Genomic DNA, 18,960 nt, shown 5'->3' with positions numbered 1-18,960 from the left:
AACTAAATTTTAGGAGGATTATTATGAAGAAGATATTAGTTACAGGGGCCCTTGGACAAATTGGTTCTGAATTAGTAATGCACATGAGAAATATATATGGTAATGATAATGTAATTGCAACAGATATAAGACGAATAGATGGAAATCCAGCAGTAGAATCTGGTCCATTTGAAGTACTAGATGTTTTAAATGCTAAAAAGATGGCAGAGGTTGCGAAAAAACACGAAGTAGACACAATAGTGCATCTTGCAGCTTTATTATCAGCAGTAGCAGAAGCTAAGCCAGTTCTTGCCTGGGAAATAAACATGGGAGGACTATTTAATGCTTTAGAAGTTGCTAGGGAGTTAAAGTGTTCCTTTTTTACACCAAGCTCTATAGGTGCATTTGGACCTAATACACCAAAAGATAACACACCACAAGATACCATTCAAAGACCAGAAACTATGTATGGAGTAACTAAGGTTTCAGGGGAAGTATTATGTGACTATTATTTTAAAAGATTTGGGGTAGATACTAGAGGAGTAAGGTTCCCTGGATTAATATCTTATGCAACAGCTCCAGGTGGGGGAACTACTGATTATGCAGTAGATATATACTACAAAGCACTTGAAGAGGGAAAATATACATCTTATATAGCAGAAAACACATATATGGATATGATGTATATGCCAGATGCATTAAATGCTATAGTAACACTTTTAGAAGCAGATTCATCAAAACTTATTCACAGAAATGCATTTAATATCACCGCTATGAGCTTTGAACCTTCGATGCTAGCAAATGAAATAAAAAAACATATACCAAACTTTACTATGAATTATGATGTAGATCCTGTAAGGCAAGCAATCGCAAATTCATGGCCTAATTCTATAGATTGTTCAGCGGCTAAAGCGGAGTGGGGATTTAATGCAAAGTATGATTTAGAAAATATGACACAAGACATGCTTCAAAAATTAGCTAAAAAGTTGAATATAAGATAGATAAAATTTATATTTATCTTATTTAGAGGAATATTATGAATGAAAAGTTTTTTATTGTTAACATCAAGGTATTACCAGGAGTTTTTCAAAAGGTAATTCAAGTGAAAGAGCTCATATACACAGGGAAGGTTAAGGATATATCGGAAGGGGTAAAAGAAGTTGGTATAAGTAGAAGCGCATATTATAAGTATAAGGATAATGTGTTTTCTATGTCAGATAACATGAAGGGACAAAAGGCTACGATTGCCCTTCTTATAGCCCATGAGTCTGGAACGTTATCTAGAATATTAGATAAAATAGCAGAAAACAAAGGGAATATTATGACCATAAATCAAGACATACCTATAAATAATGCAGCAAATGTAACGATTACTTTTGATATATCAGAGATGAAAGTGGATATGAAAAGCATACTAGAAGAAATAAAGACAATAGATAATATAATAAAGGTTAAACTTATTGCACTAGAGTAATAATGTAGTTTTAAACGTAATAAAACTAACATTTATAGACTGCATAACTAAAAAGAGTACCTAATAATCTAAAAGGTTATTAGGTACTCTTTAATTATAACTTTACTTTTTTGAAACAGTCTCTTCGTTTATGGCATATATGTGTTTAAGTAAACTTTTAATATCTTCTCTAAGTTCAATAGATTTATTTGTATCTAGGTTAGTGCTGCATAATATGGATTTCGGAAGTTCTAGTGCTTTTTGTTTTAAGTCTACTCCTGCTTTTGTTAAAGTTATTAAAACTTTTCTTTCGTCATCTTTTTGACGTTCTCTTAACAGTAGACCGTTCTCTTCCATCTTTTTAAGGAGGGGAGTTAGAGTTCCAGAGTCTAGATATAATCTATTACCTAATTGTTTAACTGTAACCTTGTCCTTTTCCCACAGAGCTAATAAGGCAATATATTGAGTATACGTAAGCCCAAGCTTTTCTAAAAATGGCCTATATAAACGTATGATTTCTTTAGAACAAGCATATATAGAAAAACAAAGCTGATTATCTAAATTTAATATGTCTTCATTCATAGCTGCACCTCTTTTTTTAAAGTTGATATAATCATAAAATTATATCGAATACAATTAGCTATATTATAAGTGGTATAGATATTTATTGTCAAGTAAAAAGTTAATTTAAATGACATAGAAACTTGTGGATGAACTTTATGTAAGTTATAGAATAGTAAGCATATAAGATATATAATGTTTATACAGTATGAAATAAGAAAGGGATGTTGTTTTATGAACAAAGATGTGTTTATAAAGAATAGAGAAAGGCTAAGTAAAGAATTAGAAGATAACTCTATTTTAGTAATGTTTTCAGGCGTTGCTCCAAAAAAGTCTGCTGATGAAGAATATCCATTTACGCCAAATAGAAATTTTTATTATCTAACTGGAATTAATGAGGAACATGTTATTTTGTTAATGGTGAAACAAAATAATATTGTAGACGAATATTTGTTTATAAGAAGTCCCAACCCTGTTATGGAGAAGTGGGTAGGCAAAACTATAAGTGATAAAAGGTCTAAAGAGTGTTCAGGAATTAATAATATAAAATACATTGATGAGTTTGAAAGTTTAGTGCATGAATTTATATCTATAAAGAATCTGTGTACAGTATATATGGATCTTGAAAAGGACACCTTTAATTCCATACCAAATAATGTACAAAGCTTCGCTAATAAGATTAAAGAAAATTATGTTCAAGTAAACATTAAAAATATATATAATGCTATAGAAAAGTTAAGGGCTATAAAATCTAAAGAAGAGGTAATGGAATTAAGAAAAGCTATAGATATAACTAAAGAAGGAATAGAAGCTTTGATGAAACATTGTAGAAAGGGTATGAAAGAATATGAGCTTGAAGCTCATTTTGATTTTGTGTTAAAAACTAAGGGTATTAAAGATTATTCATTTAAAACTATTGCAGCTACAGGTGTAAATGCCACAGTACTTCACTATGTAGAAAATGATGGTGAACTTAAAGATGAAGATCTAATATTGTTTGATTTAGGAGCCCAACTAAATTACTATAATGCAGATATAAGTAGAACGTTCCCTGTAAGTGGAAAGTTTACAAAGAGACAAAAACAAATATATAATATAGTATTAAAGGCAGAGCTTGAGGTTATAAAGATTATAAAACCAGGGGTTCCCTTCCAAGAATTAAACAAGCTTGCTAAACGTATACTAGCTGAGGGATTAAAAGAAATAAATATTATAGATAGGGATGAAGACTTATCAAAATATTATTTCCATGGAGTGAGCCATCATTTAGGATTAGACACTCACGATGTAGGATCAAGGGAAGGTATTTTAGAACCTGGCATGGTTATTACTGTAGAACCAGGATTGTATATAAAAGAAGAGAAGATAGGAATTAGGATAGAAGATGATATTTTAGTTACACAAAGCGGAGCAGAAGTTTTATCAAAGGATATAATTAAAACTGTAGAAGAAATAGAAAGGTTTATGGCAATGTAGACTTAGACTTTTAAACTAGCGGTTCTTATAATGTGCATAAAAAACATATGTGATGATAACACTAAAATAATGGCTATTGACATTAAAACCTTAATTTATTATTATGTATGTAGAATGTATAATAATTATTGCTATGAAAAGATGAGTAGTAAGGTAAAAACCTAAAAGAGATCTGGGGTAGGTGAAAACCAGAGGTAAAGAGCCTTATGAATATGGTCTTGGAGCATATTTTCTAAGCTTTAAGTTAGGAAGATACGGTATCCTCCGTTAAAGGGAAAGGTGATAATCACTATAAGTGATATCACTTATAGAGTTGCTTTTGGTGACAAAAGCATAAACTAGAGTGGGAATCGCGTTAATATTACGCCTCTATGTGTAGGTACACATAGAGGTTTTTTGTTACAAGTAATTCTAAATGCGATTTTAATGGTTTAAGATTATTCCAAGTTTGCGTTTGGAAAATAGAGGGAGGAAATAAACTAATGTGTGAAGAGAAAAAGACCTTTTATATTACTACACCTATATATTACCCTTCAACGAGTTTGCATATAGGAAATGCATATACAACAGTAGCAGCAGATGCTATTGCTAGATTTAAAAGATTAAGTGGATATGATGTTATGTTTCTAACAGGAACAGACGAACACGGTCAAAAGATTCAAAGAATAGCTGAAGAAAATGGGGTAAAGCCTAAGGAATATGTTGATAAAGTAGTAGATGGCATTAAGGAATTATGGCAGTTAATGAATATAAGTTATGATAAATTTATAAGAACTACAGATGATAGTCATATTAAAGCTGTTCAAGAAATATTTGTAAAGCTTTATCAGAATGGTGACATATATAAAGGTTCTTATGAAGGAGCCTATTGTACTCCGTGTGAATCATTTTGGACAGACACGCAACTATTAGATGGCAAGTGCCCAGATTGTGGAAGAAACGTGGAAAAGGCAAAAGAAGAAGCTTATTTCTTTAAGATGAGTAAATATGCAGAAAGACTTTTGCAATATATAGAAGCTAATCCAAGCTTCATACAACCAGAATCCAGAAAAAATGAAATGATAAATAACTTTTTGAAGCCAGGATTACAAGATTTATGTGTATCAAGAACTTCATTTAATTGGGGTATACCGGTAGAATTTGATAAAAGTCATGTAGTATATGTATGGATAGATGCACTATCTAATTATATAACAGCATTGGGATATGGAAGCGAAAACACTAAACTTTATGAAAGGTATTGGCCAGCAGATGTTCATTTAATAGGTAAAGATATCTTAAGATTCCATACTATTTATTGGCCAATTATGCTTATGGCATTAGAACTACCTCTTCCAAAGCAAATATTCGGTCATGGATGGCTTTTGGTTGATGGCGGTAAGATGTCAAAATCTAAAGGTAATGTAGTTGATCCTGTAATACTTTCAAAGCATTTTGGTGTAGATTCAATAAGATATTATCTTCTAAGAGAAATACCTTTTGGCTCAGATGGTACCTTCACAAATGAAACCTTTATAAAGAAGATAAATTCAGATTTAGCAAATGATCTAGGGAACCTAGTATCAAGAACAGTTGCTATGATAGAGAAATATTTTGATGGAGTTATACCAGCACCAATAGCTACGGAGACTATAGATAATGAACTTATAAGACTTGCACTAGATACTCCAGAGCTTGTAGAAAAGTCTTTAGATGATTTAAAGTTATCTGAAGCATTATCTCACATATGGACTTTAATAGGAAGATGTAATAAGTATATAGATGAGACAACTCCTTGGATATTAGCCAAGGATGAAGACCAAAAAGAAAGATTAGGAACAGTTCTTTATAATCTTGCTGAAGCACTTAGAATAATATCAGTACTTATATCTCCTTTCTTACCAGACACTTCAGATAAGATAAGAGAACAGTTAGGTGTTGAAATATGTACTTGGGATAGCGTTGCTTCTTTTGATGGCATAAGTGCAGGTACTAAGGTTAAAAAGGGAAATATAATATTTCCAAGAATAGATGTTGAAGAAAAGCTTAAAGAATTAGAAGCTTTAAAAGTAGATGATAATATACAAAAAGAAGAAGCTCCTTTAAAGCCTATTAAGCCAGAAATAACTATAGAAGATTTTGAAAAGGTAGACCTTAGGATTGCTAAGGTATTAGAATGTGAAGCGATTAAAGGCGCGAAGAAGTTATTGAAGCTTAAAGTTGATTTAGGTGGAGAAACAAGACAGGTTATATCAGGAATAGCAAAGCATTATAAACCTGAGGATTTAGTAGGGAAAAGTGTAGTTTTAGTAGCTAATTTAAAACCTGCAAAGCTAAGAGGGGAATTATCAGAGGGTATGATACTTGCAGCCTCCAACGATGATGATAGTATACTATACGTCATAGATGCTCCAAGTGAATTAAAAGTAGGGAATGAAATAAGATAAATAACATGAAACCTTACAATTTTTTTGTAAGGTTTCATGTATTACAATGAGTTGATTAAACTTTTTATATGTTTTCTTTTAACTCTTGTACATTTAGGATTAATACGTAATCTTTTTCGTAGTCTATTATTCCATCTTCCTTTAATTTTATAAGCTCTCTTGAGAGAGAGGGTCTTTGTACACCTAAATTATAAGCCCATTCTTGCTTAGACATGTTAAGTGGAATTTTATTATTGGAATGAGAGTACTCATTGTACAGAAACTCACAAATCTTTTGTCTTATAGTTTTTAAGGTAACTTGTTTAATTTTTGAACTTAGGGCTATAGCTTTATTCGATAATATTCTTAGAAATGAGTATAAAAAGTCTAAGTTTTGTTGGCAAAGAACTGCAACTAAGTCTTTTGATATGTGAAGTACTAAGCTTTCACTTTTAGTAGATACAGTCATAGGATAGATGTTTTTATTTCCGAAAAGTAAGTTTTCACCAAAAACATCCCCAGTTTTTAAACTAGCTACAGATAAAAGTTTTCCACTTGGATCTACCTTTTGTATTTCAATATTGCCCTTCAATATTATACTTAGATTTAAGCATATATCATCTTCCATAAATATTATTTTATCTTTACAATAGGATATAATTTTAACATCTTTAGAATTTAACAAAATATCTAAATCGTTTTGATTAAAGCTCTCAAAAAGGGGAAGATTCATAAGAAGACATTTGCAATCTGATTTAATCATAATTGGATTTCACTCCTTTAAATTTTGCATAAACATTGTACTACAATCCTGATTGTGACAAGTAATTCTAATTAATACTGTACTATAAACAAAGTACGTTATAATTATACATTATGATGTGCTTTAATGATGTAATTTAAATCACACTATGGTTTACTTAACAAAACATTAGCAGAAAGGAAGTATCATATGAAAAACTTTATTCCATGTATAGTAGGTGCTGTAATAGGATATATAACAAACTGGCTTGCAATTAAAATGCTGTTTAGACCTTATGAAGAGAAGAGGATATTTGGTATTAAGGTGCCATTTACTCCAGGACTTATACCAAAAGAAAAACAAAGAATCGCTAAAAGTGTAAGTGAGGCTATAGCTAATCACTTGTTATCTAAGGATACCATAGTAAAAGCATTATGTAGCCCTAATATATACAGTCATATTTACAATATGGTAGAAACTAAGATAAAAGGAATATATTCATCTACTAAAAGTTTCAAGGTCTTAATGGAAGAAAACTTAGGTTTTGCTGAAAAGAACTTGGATGGTATAAATGAGTATATATATGAAGGGGTCTTAAATAATTTAAATGATGATGTTAAAGATAAGATAGTAAAAGAAATATATAACCTGATTGAAAAAGAATTAAACAAGAAACCATTAATAATAGATAGCATTTCAAAAGAAGAAAATATAGAGAAATTATCAAGGATTGTATACAATTATGGATCATCTAACGAATTTCACCAAAATGTAAAAGAAAAAATAAATAAAAAGTTAGGAGAACTAATTTATACTGAAAAGAGTATTAAAGAAGTCATGCCTAAAAATATGGTAGAGATAGTAGATGATTTTATATATGAAAATAGGGATAAGATAACAAGTGAAATCTTACACTTATTAGAGGAACCTAATACAAAGGTGAAGATAAAGGTAGCTATTTCTGAAGGTATAGGAACTAATGTAAGCCCTTTGGTTGCAATGTTCTTAAATCCTGAAACCTTATATAATAAATTCTTAAGCTTCTCTAAAGAATATTTAAAAGAAGATGAAAACAAAAAACAAATATGTGTTGTAATAAGAGATTATATAGATAAATTAATGGAGGGGAATGTAAGTGAAATTATAAAGTCAGTAGAGTACTCTAAAATAGAAATCATAATTGATAGATTAGTAAATAATCTGCAAAGCAATGTAATTTCAATGGAATTAATAAGAGAAGGAATATATGGAATAAAACATAAGATATTAGACCATAATTCTATAGACGAAGTATTATTAAGGTTTAATCCAACTTATAAAGAAAACTTATACGGGGTTTTAAAGAGATTTGTATATGAAGTAGTGGATGGAGATCGTACTAAGACCATAATTAAAGAGGGTATATATAGGATTACAAGTGTAACCATGGATAGACCGATTAGTAGCTTAATTAAAGTTGACGAAGACATAGTAATAAAAATATCTAATACTTATATAAAAGGTGTTTATGATAAGTTTATACAAAAACAAGCTTCTGATGTAATTGAGATATTAAATATTGAAAAGATTGTAGAGGATAACATTAACTCTTTTGAAGTAGACTTTGCGGAAGAGGTAATTGTTGGAATTGCACATAAAGAGCTTAAAGCAATAACCTGGATTGGTGCATTATTAGGAGGACTTATAGGTCTTGTTACACCTTTTTTATATCTTTAACAGTATAATATATATATAAAAATAAGTGTGGTAATAAGTTTATTAATCTATAATATATTAATTTGTGAATCAAAATTAATATTAGAAATGTAAAGATATTTATAATTTAAATAAAGGAGGGAATTCGTATGTGTAATGATGTTAAAATTAACATTTTTGATTCTCATGCTCATTATGATGATGAATCATTTAATGAAGATGTGGAAGCAGTGATAAAACATATTAAAGATAATGGCGTAATAGCTGTTATGAATTGTGGATCTTCATTCGAAGCTTGTAAAAGTACATTAGAATTATCTAAAAGATATGAAATAGTTTATGCTGCATTAGGTATACATCCTGAAAATGTAAATGAATGGAACGAAGATGTATATAAGTTGATAAAAGCTAATAAGGATAATCCAAAATTAAAAGCTATAGGTGAAATTGGTCTTGATTATTACTGGGAAGAGAATCCACACAAAGATATACAAAAGAAGGTATTTAGAGAACAGATGCAACTTGCAAAGGAAATGAATCTTCCTGTAATAATACATGATAGGGATGCACATAAAGATACATTAGATATAATAAAAGAATTCCCAGAGGTAAAGGGGGTTGTTCACTGCTTTTCTGGTAGTGTAGAATTTGCTAGAGAATGTTTAAAAGAAGGGTATTATTTAGGATTTACAGGTGTTGTAACATTTAAGAATGCAAAAAAGGTAATAGATGTAGTAAAAGATGTACCTTTAGACAAGATGTTAGTAGAAACCGACGCTCCTTATATGGCACCAGTACCTTATAGAGGAAAGAGGAACCAATCTGATTATATAGAACATATAATAAAAAGAATATCGGAAATAAAGGATTTATCCCTAGAGGAAATTAGTAATATAACAATAAAGAATGCTAAGACTTTATTTGATATATAATAAAGTCTTAGCTGGAACAAGGTGGATAAGTTTTAATTTGTAATACTGCATTAAATTTAAAAGTTAAACATATAATTATATCAAATAAATAAATTCTAAAACTATTTTAATTATTAAGATATAGAAGAACAAACAAATAAAACTCCCATGAAAAATGCTGAATTGACACAAAAGGCTATCATTATTTATTTTTTTTAATTCAGCTAAAACCAGTCTAATAAAGGCTTAGAGCTTAAAATTTGACAACAATATTCATTATGGTTATAATGTAAAAGTGCTCTTGCCAGAGGGAGGTAGTTTATTATGTTTCAGAAGTTCAAAAGTAAAATTAGAAATTATTTTTCGAACGGTCCAAAGGCAGCATTTGTTATGTCCCTAATTGTAATGGGACTTTTAGTCACAATTTTTAACATGAAAAAAGATATAACATTGGTAATAGACGGAAGAGAATCTAAAATAGTAACATATAAAGGTACCGTACAGGGGGCTTTATCCGACAACAAAATTGTATTAGGCCCTAAAGATAAGGTAGATCTTGGAGTGAATGAAAAGGTCAAAAAGGGAGATCTAATCCACATAAAGAGAGCAGTGGATGTAAATGTAGAAGTAGATGGAGAAATTTTAAGTATCCTTACTTCTGAAGATAATATTGAATCTATGTTAAGCTCAGAAGGAATTTCTCTAGAAGAAGAGGATAGAGTATCGCCTTCTTTAGAGTCCCCTATAGAAGAGGGGTTGAATGTTGATATTACAAGAGTAAAAACTGAGATATTAGCAGCAAGTCTACCTTTAGATTTTAATACTACAATAAAAAAAGACGAAAAGTTAGCTAATACAGTAAACAAAATAGTTCAAGAAGGTGCACAGGGAGAGAAAGTAGTCTCTACTAAAATAATCTATGAAAATGGCAAGGAAATAGATAGAAAAGTGATAAGCGAAGTTGTAATAAAAGAGCCTATAGATAAAGTAGTACTCCAAGGATCATTAGGAGTTTTAACCGCATCAAGAGGTAGCGCTGAAGATGTATTATATAAAAAGACAATAAAGGTTAGAGCAACAGCTTATTATAATAGTGGTAACAATGGAAATCACATTACAGCTACTGGAACTAATACTAAGAGAAATCCAAGTGGATATAGTAGCATAGCTGTGGATCCAAGGGTAATTCCCCTAGGTACTAAGATGTATATAGAAGGCTATGGATATGCCATTGCTGAAGATACGGGTGGTGCTATAAAGGGTAACACAATAGATGTGTTTTTTAACTCAGCTAGTGAAAGCTATAACTGGGGAGTAAAATATGTAAATGTATATATTCTGAATTAATAAGGGGCTTAATAAGCCCTCTTTTTGATGGGAAGGGGATAGTTTTGATAAAAGAAGTTATAGTGGTAGAAGGAAGAGACGATATAACTGCAGTTAAAAGAGCTTTAGATGCAGAAGTTTTAGCTGTAGGAGGATTTGGAATTAACAGGTCAGTTATAGATAAGATAAAAGAAGCGCAAAAAAGGCAAGGTGTAATAATTTTAACAGACCCAGATTTTGCAGGAGAAAAGATAAGAAGTATAATAACTAAAAGGGTATCTGGAGTAAAACATGCATATATATCTCAAGCAGAGGGAACTAAAGATGGAGATATAGGAGTAGAAAATGCTTCACCTGAAACAATAATAAGAGCTATTAAAAAGGCTAAGTGTGAGATTAAAGATAAGGTTATTACATTTACTATAGCAGATATGATGCATTGTGGATTAGTAGGAGATAAAGAATCTAGCTTAAAAAGAGATAAGCTTGGAAAAGAGTTAGGTATAGGATATGGAAATTCAGCAAGGTTTATTTCAAGGTTAAATAGCTTTGGAATAGAAAAAGACGAATTTTTGGAAGCTTTAGCAAGGGTAGAACTTAATAATAAATAGGATATAATAGTAAGTGTACATAATTAAATAAAAAAGAGGTTAATAACATATGGGAGATTATAGAACAAAGGAAATAGTTGATAGATATAAGTTCAGGTTTACTAAGACATTAGGACAAAACTTTCTAGTTGATGATAAGGTTATTGAAGATCTAGTAAATGGAGCAGAAATAACATCTCAGGATTTTGTAATAGAAATAGGTCCAGGGGTTGGTAATCTAACACGTGAGATACTGAAAAAGGCTAAAAAGGTTACAGCAATAGAAATAGACAGAGATTTAATACCTATTCTAGAAGAAGAATTAAAGGAATTTGATAACTTTCAGTTAGTTCATAAAGATGCTTTAAAGATTGATTACAATGAAATAATTGGAGAAGAAACTAAGGTGAAACTAGTTGCTAACCTACCTTATTATCTTACAACACCAATAATAGCAAGGCTATTAAATGGTAAATATGACTTTGAAAGTTTAACCGTAATGATTCAAAAAGAAGTAGCGGATAGAATTCATGCAAAACCAAGTACTAAAGAGTACGGATCATTATCTTTATTAATACAATATTACTGTGATACTAGTGTTATAAGAACCGTACCTCCAACTTGCTTTTTGCCTAGACCTAAAGTAGACTCTATAATTATTAGGTTACATAGACTTTCAAAACCAAGAGTTGAAGTAAATAATGAGGAGTTGTTCTTTAAGATTATAAGAAGCTCTTTCAATATGAGAAGAAAGACTTTGCCAAATGGTTTAAAAGTATTGGGTTTTTCTAAAGAACTTATAGAACAAGCTTTCAAGGAAACCAATATTGATCTTATGAGAAGAGGGGAAACTTTATCTATAGAGGAATTTGCTATGCTTGCAAACAATATAGATGAACTTTCAAATAATTAAAAGTTATATAATAGTATGACCAAAAAGCTAGGATTTTTATCTTAGCTTTTTTTAATTTGTTTTTTAAGTTCACTTTTAAAAAAACTACTCATATACTATATTGAAGAAATATAGTGTGGAGGAAATTAAATTGGCTCACAAGAAGTCTTATAGTAGATATTTCGTTATATTGCAAGAAGATGAAAAGGGATGTGCCTTAGCAAGTGATAAACAACCTTCAGGGTATAGCAAGATAGAATTAAAAAATGAAAAGTTGAGGATGTCCTACTATGTTCAAAACTTAAAAAGAGAAGAAAATCCTTATTATATGTTAATAGTATGTAATAAAAGGGATGTTAATAAGATTATAAATATAGGGGTTTTGAACATAGACGATAATGGAAGAGCAGATGTATCCTATGAATTTGATGCAGATAATATAGGAGGAACAGGTATATCATTAGAGGATATTGGTGGTACAGCTATATTAAAGAAATCTAACAATAAAAGAACCATACCTATGAGTGGATTTCTAAGTAGTGATAAGCCTAAGAGTTGGAAAGAATATGAGGTTGTAGAAGTTAAATCTAATAGGGATGTAACTGAAAATAATATGAACAAGGGTGATGAACCTACAATCCTTAAAAAGGATGTAGAAATATCTAAGAACTCTGTAAAAGAAGAGGGTAAAAAAAGTAGGGATAAATCAATAAACGTTGAAGAAAGAAAGAGTGAAGGTAAATTAGAAAAAGAAGTAAATAAAAAAGGAGAAGAGAAAAGTTCCATAAGAGATGAAAAAGAGGATATAGAAGAAGAGGTAGAGACTTTTAAAGATGAAATAAAAGAAGATATAGGGATTAAAGAGAGTCATGAACATAGACTAAACTTAGAAAAGAATTTTAATGAGTATGAAGATAATATAGAAAAGATTAAACAAGATAAGATTGAAATGGCAGATAGCACAGAAGATATGGATTTAAGCTATGAGTCAGAATTAATAGAAGAAATAGATAATGAAGATACATTTAATCAAAGAGAAGAAGATATTGTTTATGAAAGAGAAGATGAGGGAATAACTGATAATAGAGAAGATGAAGAGTTTTTAGAAGATAGATATAATAAGAAATATGACGAATTACAAGAAGGTAAGTGTGGAACATCTGATACTGAAGACTTTTTTGAAGGAATCGTAAAGGGGTTTGAAGGTGTAAACGGATTTGAAAATCAGATTAAATATTGCAAATGGTACAAGGTTCCTACAAGAAATATTGAAAGCTTATTAAATAATTCTAACTACACAAGATATACTGTTATATATTATCCTATGATAAATTATTATCCATATATCAAAAGGTATGAACATTATATGGTGGGATATAAGTATAATAAAAATAATAGATTAAGATATATCGTATATGCAGTTCCAGGAACTAAGGACAGAAGAGAACAACCATATGGTGGAAAGACAGGATTTGTTACGTGGATGCCTTCAAAAACTGATGAAAACTTTGGGTACTGGCTTATGTTTTATGATTTCAGGAATAGCATGACTGTAGTACCTATGAAATAGTAATATATTAACTTTTTTTCATTTTAAACTTGCGTGGAATGCAACTAAGTACGTACGTATCAAGGAATAATATAGTAAGTTATATATTAAGTATATTTCAATTAAAGAGTAAATTTGAAAGAGCCTTTTAATAAAGGCTTTCAAATTTGCTTTTCTTATTTAATAATAAAAGATTATGATATAAAGTATATTATTATTTATTGTACATTTAAGTCATAAGTAAAAGATATAACTAATATAATTTTATAAGAGTATAAATCTTTTGAATAGGAGTGGTAACGTGAAAATAATCGTACTAAATAGAAAAAGATTAAAAATCACAACAGTTATAATTTTACTTATGGTAGTGTTATTTAGTGCTGAAAAAATGTTTGATAATAATTTAAAGCTGGCGGCTTTAGTTAATAGTAATCTAGATGTGTTAAAGGAATATAAAGCATTAGAAGATAAATTTACATATAAACTTCCTGAGGACTTTGAAACTAAAGAAATAGACTTTGAAAGTAAGGAGGTTATATATCATAATGCTTTTAATTCTAAAGATCAAAAAATCTATGGGTTTGTGCAGGTGTGGAGTTATAAGGAAGACTTAAAAAGCTTCTTAGATAAAAGTAAAGAGGTATCACTTAAAGAAAATAAGGTAAAAGATTATAGTATACAAGAAATTAATATTAATGATCACAAGGCCTATGCCATATGTTATACTGTGAAAAATGATAAAGGGTCAGTATATGTAGCTAACGAATTTTTTATAGATAATAAGGATAGCTATGTAAGATTTTCTTTCTTTACTTCAAAGAAAAATTATAAAGAAAATATGTTGTCTATATTTAAGGGTCTCGCATCTAGTTTTAAGTATAAAAAATGATTTGCTTTAATTAAGTTAAAGGATTATAATTTTAGTAAAAGGAATAGAGAAGCTATATAGCTTCTCTTGTTTTTTATGGAGGTAAATATGAAACCAATTCTATTCACTATATTTGGAATAAATATATATGGATATGGACTAATGATAGCTCTTGGAATACTGTTTGGATTTTTACTTTTAGATAAGAGGTCCAAAGATAAAGGCTATGATAGTGATGCAATATTTGATGTTACCATATTTTCTATAATAGCAGGTGTTGTAGGTGGCAAGCTCTTATACATTATAACTGATATAAAAGCTATAAGTAATAATCCATCTATGCTAAAAGATGTAGGAAGTGGATTTGTCATATATGGATCTATTATAGGAGGGGCTTTAGCAGTATACTTTTACTCAAAAAGGAATAAGTGGGATGTTTTAAAGATATATGACTTGATGATACCTAGTGTTTCTTTAGCACAAGCCTTTGGAAGAATGGGCTGTCTTCTTGCAGGATGTTGTTACGGTGCAAAAACGAATTTTCCTTTAAGTATAACTTTTACAAATACCTTGCTTGCACCACTTGGAATACCTCTTCATCCCACACAAATATATTCTTCTATTCTTGATTTATTACTAACTTTATTTTTATTATGGTATGATAAAAAAGAATCAAAACAAGGTCGTGTATTTTCTATGTATATGATTTTATATAGTGGGGGAAGGATCTTGATAGAGTTTATAAGGGATGACCCAAGAGGAAGTGTAGGAGTACTTTCAACATCTCAATTTATAGGTGTTATAACTGTTGTGCTAGGAATACTACTATTTAATGTAGATAAAATTAAAGGGAGATTGGTAAAGAGTGATAAACAATAAGAAAGCTATAGTACTACTTTTTATGTTGTCCTTAATTTGTCTATTTACTGGATGCGTGAAAACAGAAAGTATAAAGGTAAGACTTGGATATAAGAATCATGATTTTGATTTTATAAAGCAAAATGATGTACCAAAGATAACAATTCAAAGTAATAGAGATAATGGATTTAAATTTATAGTAACAGATAAAAGAACTGTAAATGAAATTTATAATATATTATCTAGTGGAAAAGCCGTTGAAGGAAAGACTAATTTGGATGCAGATTATACATTTGAATTTTATGAAAGCGATGATAAAATCTATAAGTTTAGTTACGTTGCTGGAATTCAAGAAAAGGGTATGGGTAATTTCTATGATGAAAATAAGAATTATGTAGTTTCAAAAAGAATAGATAATGATATAATTAAAAATATGGCTACGCTTAGAAAACCAAGAAATTTTGAAACATTATACTATAATTCAATACTTGAGTTTATAGATCAAAATGTTAAAACTGAAATGAAAGATAAAAAGATAGGTATTAACATATCAAATGATGTAGAGGTAGCTAAATATATCCTTTCTAGTGATATAGAAGATTTTAAGATAAATCTAAAAGGTAAAATGAGTAATTTGAGTTTAGTAGAAAATAATAAAGAAGACTTTGATATATTGGTTAATGTAAAAACTTATGGATACAAGACAACTGTCTATAAAAGTGTAATTAAACTATATAATAAAACTAATAATAGTGAAACTGACTATTATGTATGGTGTAAGTATGAAGATAAAGATTGGAAAATAAATATAACAGAAAAGAAGCCTCTAGACTTCTAATTTTATTGAAGGGGGATATTTTATGAGTAATTGTTCAAGTTGTCCTAGTAAAGAAAAGTGTAGTGTTAAAGAAGCAGGAAAAGAAAGCACTTGTTCAAAGCTTTCACCAAAGCACGGTAATATAAAAAACATAATAGGAGTAATTAGTGGAAAGGGTGGAGTTGGAAAGTCTACAGTAACTGGAATATTGGCTGTAGCATTAAGAAACCAAGGATACAGTGTTGGGGTTCTAGATGCAGATATAACAGGCCCTTCTATGCCTAGATTTTTTGGGATAAATGAAAAGAGAGCATCTATGCTTCCTGCGGGAGAAAAAGATGAAGTAAAATTCGTTCCAGTTGAAACTAAGCTTGGAATTAAGGTTATATCAATAAATTTACTTACAGAAGAAGAGGAACAACCTGTTATTTGGAGAGGTCCAGTTATAACTGGTGTTTTAAATCAGATGTATTCTGATACAGAGTGGGGCGAATTAGATTACCTATTAATAGATATGCCACCAGGCACTGGAGACATAGCACTTACTGTAATGCAAAGCTTTCCTATATCTAATATGGTAGTTGTTTCAACACCTCAAGATATGGTTTCTATGATTGTTAAAAAGGTAGTAATAATGACAGAAAAGCTTGGGGTAGATGTTAAAGGTGTAGTACAAAATATGGCTTACATAGAATGTGAAAGTTGCGGGGAAAGAATGAGAGTATTTAGTAAAAAGTCTGCAAAGGAACAAGCTGAATACTTAGGATTACCACTTTTAGCTGAATTACCTATAAATTTAGATTTAGTAGAAAGCTTAGAAGCAGGTATGGCAGAAGAATATGTAAGAGGACATAAAGAATATAACGAAATAATAAACAAAATAATGTAATATATACTTTAATAATAAAAGTCATGCATAAATACTTGATACAATGGTTATACTAATTTTAAATAATTTAATATTAGTGGAGGTCTTTTTATGAAAGCTAATGTAGATAAAGATGTTTGCATAGGTTGTGGACTATGTCCTTCTATATGCATAGAGGTATTTGAAATGGATGATGATGGCAAGGCAAAGGTAATAGTTGATGAGGTGCCAAAAGACCATATTGAGCATGCTAAAGATGCAGCTGTAAGCTGTCCTGTAAATGCTATCTCAGTAGAATAAAAAAAGGATGGATTGTTTAAACAATCCATCCTTTTTTCATAAACATATTAATATGATAATGGTTAAAAGAGTTTATAAGTAGAAGTCCGTAAGCCTTTGTTTTGATGAAGATGAATAATTAGTAGAATATACATTTATACTATCTCCACATTTTTTAAAACTAGAGGTTTTGTTTAAGGGTAATAAACAAAGAGTACAGTCTTCTAAGATAATTAAGGCTTCTGAGGATGAGTTCTCAATTATTTTACCTTTCATATATAAATCACCTCTTAATATATAGTATTACGAATAGGGTTAACTATATACTTATAAATATAGATCTTTATATATTAATTTAAATACCTCAAGAGCTTCTTCAATTTTATTTTGTAAAAGAAACTTTTTGCTTTCTAACTCAACAGCACCTTCTGTAGTTAATGTATATATTTTTTGAAATCTTTTTTCTGGGTTATCCCACTTACCTTTAATAAAGCCTTCTTTTTCATTCTTTTTAAGTATTGGATATATACCGCCAGTACTTGGTACCCATAGCCCATTAGTTTTTTCGCCTATCTTATGTGATATATCATTTCCATTAGTAGGACCTAAACTTAAGATGTAAAGTACGTATACAGGAAGAAGGCCTTTTGTGAAAACTTGGCCTACTGCTTCCTTTTCTTTTTGTACCTTTTTAAGTTCTGAGAGTTTTAGTTTATATTCTTCATATAACCGTTTTTCTTCAGACTTTATGTCCTCATCATCAAAATCATTATTTCGCATATAATGAAACTACTCTTCTTTAAATATAGATATAGCTATAAAGCCAGGTCCAGTATGAACACCTACTACGGGGCCTACTTCACCAAAACCTACAGAGATAACGTTGTTGTAATCTTTTAATATATCGCGTATCTTTAGAGATTCTTCTAGAGCATCACCATGGGCTACCCAGATGCTAGATTTATGTTTATCTACCTCATCTTTTATTATAGTTAAAAACTTTGATAGGGCTTGTTTTTTGCCTCTTATTTTATCGTAGGTATAATAAACACCATCTTCATTTATGGATATTATAGGTTTTATATTAAGTAATTCTCCTATGGTTCCAGAGACTCTACCTATTCTTCCACCCTTTTTTAAATATTCTAAGGTATCAACCATAAAGAAAACAGATATTTTATCTTTTATATTTGGTAGATTAGATACTATTGATTCATAACTTTCACCATTACCTATTAATTTTGCACATTCTATTATTAGAGGAACTGTACCAAAAGATATTAATTTAGAATCAAAAATTGTAGATACTATTTCAGGGTGATTTTCACTAATAAGCTTAAGACTGTTTGAGGTTCCAGATAAGCCACTAGATATACAGATTGCTATTGCGTGAGTATACCCTTCTATTTTTAACTTTTCAAAAAGATCATTCATATCATTCATTGATGGCAATGAGGTTTTAGGTATTTCAACTTTTAAATTATCATACACATATTGAGGTGTTATATCCACTCTATCAGTATATTCTTTATCATGATAAATCACCTTAAGAGGTAATATGTGAACATTATATTTATTTATAAATTCTGCTGGTAAATCAGAAGTACTATCTGCGATTAATGCTATTTTTTGTAGGTTTTTCAAATTTAACGCCTCCAAAACTTTATTTATTATATTATATTATATCAATA

General features: G+C 29.8%; 20 protein-coding genes and 1 other annotated feature. Of the genes, 15 read left to right on the top strand and 5 right to left on the bottom strand.

All coding sequences use genetic code 11. The features are described 5' to 3' along the window. Nucleotides 1-23: 23 nt before the first annotated feature. Entirely contained in the window at nt 24-980 is a 957-nt protein-coding gene (locus tag DY168_RS13455; protein WP_115642194.1) for an L-threonine 3-dehydrogenase, read from the top strand. A gap of 35 nt (nt 981-1,015) precedes the next feature. Then, the gene (locus DY168_RS13450; RefSeq protein ID WP_115642193.1) at nt 1,016-1,453 is read left to right on the top strand and encodes an ACT domain-containing protein; all 438 of its coding nucleotides are present in this window, start codon (nt 1,016-1,018) and stop codon (nt 1,451-1,453) included. Between the two features lie 102 nt (nt 1,454-1,555). On the opposite strand, the gene DY168_RS13445 is transcribed toward DY168_RS13450, so the two are convergent. Next, a complete protein-coding gene (locus DY168_RS13445; RefSeq protein WP_115642192.1) occupies nt 1,556-2,014 on the bottom strand; it encodes a MarR family winged helix-turn-helix transcriptional regulator in 459 nt (152 codons plus the stop codon). Nucleotides 2,015-2,227: 213 nt separating this feature from the next. Between DY168_RS13445 and DY168_RS13440 the strand changes: the two genes are divergently transcribed. Next, a complete protein-coding gene (locus DY168_RS13440) occupies nt 2,228-3,469 on the top strand; it encodes an aminopeptidase P family protein (RefSeq protein WP_115642191.1) in 1,242 nt (413 codons plus the stop codon). Between the two features lie 124 nt (nt 3,470-3,593). Continuing rightward, nucleotides 3,594-3,843: a binding site (T-box leader), on the top strand. A 108-nt stretch (nt 3,844-3,951) separates the two neighbouring features. After that, nucleotides 3,952-5,895: a methionine--tRNA ligase gene (gene metG / locus DY168_RS13435; RefSeq protein WP_115642190.1), complete on the top strand. Its 1,944-nt coding sequence runs from the start codon at nt 3,952-3,954 to the stop codon at nt 5,893-5,895. Nucleotides 5,896-5,959: 64 nt separating this feature from the next. Here metG and DY168_RS13430 read toward each other — a convergent pair whose 3' ends face one another. After that, on the bottom strand, nt 5,960-6,637 hold the full coding sequence (locus DY168_RS13430; RefSeq protein WP_115642189.1) for a Crp/Fnr family transcriptional regulator: 678 nt from the start codon (nt 6,635-6,637) through the stop codon (nt 5,960-5,962). Between the two features lie 189 nt (nt 6,638-6,826). Between DY168_RS13430 and DY168_RS13425 the strand changes: the two genes are divergently transcribed. From DY168_RS13425 to DY168_RS13375, 11 genes are all read left to right on the top strand, one after another. Continuing rightward, the gene (locus DY168_RS13425) at nt 6,827-8,332 is read left to right on the top strand and encodes a DUF445 family protein (RefSeq protein ID WP_115642188.1); all 1,506 of its coding nucleotides are present in this window, start codon (nt 6,827-6,829) and stop codon (nt 8,330-8,332) included. Between the two features lie 128 nt (nt 8,333-8,460). Further along, on the top strand, nt 8,461-9,243 hold the full coding sequence (locus DY168_RS13420) for a TatD family hydrolase (protein WP_115642187.1): 783 nt from the start codon (nt 8,461-8,463) through the stop codon (nt 9,241-9,243). A gap of 303 nt (nt 9,244-9,546) precedes the next feature. Then, a complete protein-coding gene (locus tag DY168_RS13415; protein ID WP_115642186.1) occupies nt 9,547-10,569 on the top strand; it encodes a 3D domain-containing protein in 1,023 nt (340 codons plus the stop codon). A 44-nt stretch (nt 10,570-10,613) separates the two neighbouring features. Further along, the gene (rnmV, locus tag DY168_RS13410; RefSeq protein WP_115642185.1) at nt 10,614-11,159 is read left to right on the top strand and encodes a ribonuclease M5; all 546 of its coding nucleotides are present in this window, start codon (nt 10,614-10,616) and stop codon (nt 11,157-11,159) included. A gap of 49 nt (nt 11,160-11,208) precedes the next feature. Further along, the gene (gene rsmA, locus DY168_RS13405) at nt 11,209-12,051 is read left to right on the top strand and encodes a 16S rRNA (adenine(1518)-N(6)/adenine(1519)-N(6))-dimethyltransferase RsmA (RefSeq protein ID WP_115642184.1); all 843 of its coding nucleotides are present in this window, start codon (nt 11,209-11,211) and stop codon (nt 12,049-12,051) included. 130 nt (nt 12,052-12,181) lie between these two features. Beyond that, entirely contained in the window at nt 12,182-13,600 is a 1,419-nt protein-coding gene (locus tag DY168_RS13400; protein WP_115642183.1) for a DUF7922 domain-containing protein, read from the top strand. Nucleotides 13,601-13,880: 280 nt separating this feature from the next. Next, on the top strand, nt 13,881-14,468 hold the full coding sequence (locus tag DY168_RS13395; RefSeq protein ID WP_115642182.1) for a hypothetical protein: 588 nt from the start codon (nt 13,881-13,883) through the stop codon (nt 14,466-14,468). A gap of 87 nt (nt 14,469-14,555) precedes the next feature. Next, nucleotides 14,556-15,326: a prolipoprotein diacylglyceryl transferase gene (locus tag DY168_RS13390; protein ID WP_115642181.1), complete on the top strand. Its 771-nt coding sequence runs from the start codon at nt 14,556-14,558 to the stop codon at nt 15,324-15,326. After that, a complete protein-coding gene (locus DY168_RS13385) occupies nt 15,313-16,143 on the top strand; it encodes a YhfM domain-containing protein (RefSeq protein ID WP_115642180.1) in 831 nt (276 codons plus the stop codon). The genes DY168_RS13390 and DY168_RS13385 overlap by 14 nt, the downstream gene beginning before the upstream one ends. A 22-nt stretch (nt 16,144-16,165) precedes the next feature. After that, on the top strand, nt 16,166-17,011 hold the full coding sequence (locus tag DY168_RS13380) for an Mrp/NBP35 family ATP-binding protein (RefSeq protein WP_115642179.1): 846 nt from the start codon (nt 16,166-16,168) through the stop codon (nt 17,009-17,011). 90 nt (nt 17,012-17,101) lie between these two features. Beyond that, nucleotides 17,102-17,290, top strand: a complete 189-nt coding sequence (locus DY168_RS13375; protein WP_115642178.1) for a ferredoxin — start codon at nt 17,102-17,104, stop codon at nt 17,288-17,290. Between the two features lie 72 nt (nt 17,291-17,362). On the opposite strand, the gene DY168_RS13370 is transcribed toward DY168_RS13375, so the two are convergent. Genes DY168_RS13370 through DY168_RS13360 form a run of 3 tightly spaced genes read right to left on the bottom strand, consistent with a single transcriptional unit; the run spans nt 17,363 to nt 18,913 of the window. Further along, the gene (locus DY168_RS13370; protein WP_115642177.1) at nt 17,363-17,545 is read right to left on the bottom strand and encodes a hypothetical protein; all 183 of its coding nucleotides are present in this window, start codon (nt 17,543-17,545) and stop codon (nt 17,363-17,365) included. A gap of 51 nt (nt 17,546-17,596) precedes the next feature. Then, entirely contained in the window at nt 17,597-18,049 is a 453-nt protein-coding gene (locus tag DY168_RS13365) for a PadR family transcriptional regulator (RefSeq protein WP_115642176.1), read from the bottom strand. A 9-nt stretch (nt 18,050-18,058) separates the two neighbouring features. Continuing rightward, complete coding sequence (locus tag DY168_RS13360; RefSeq protein ID WP_115642175.1) at nt 18,059-18,913, bottom strand: DegV family protein; 855 nt, start codon at nt 18,911-18,913, stop codon at nt 18,059-18,061. Between the last annotated feature and the right edge of the window lie 47 nt (nt 18,914-18,960).

The organism is Clostridium putrefaciens, assembly GCF_900461105.1.
Lineage (GTDB): Bacteria > Bacillota > Clostridia > Clostridiales > Clostridiaceae > Clostridium_L > Clostridium_L putrefaciens.
The sequence above is the reverse complement of the archived record's forward strand: the minus strand, read 5'-3'. Positions and strand labels throughout refer to the sequence as shown.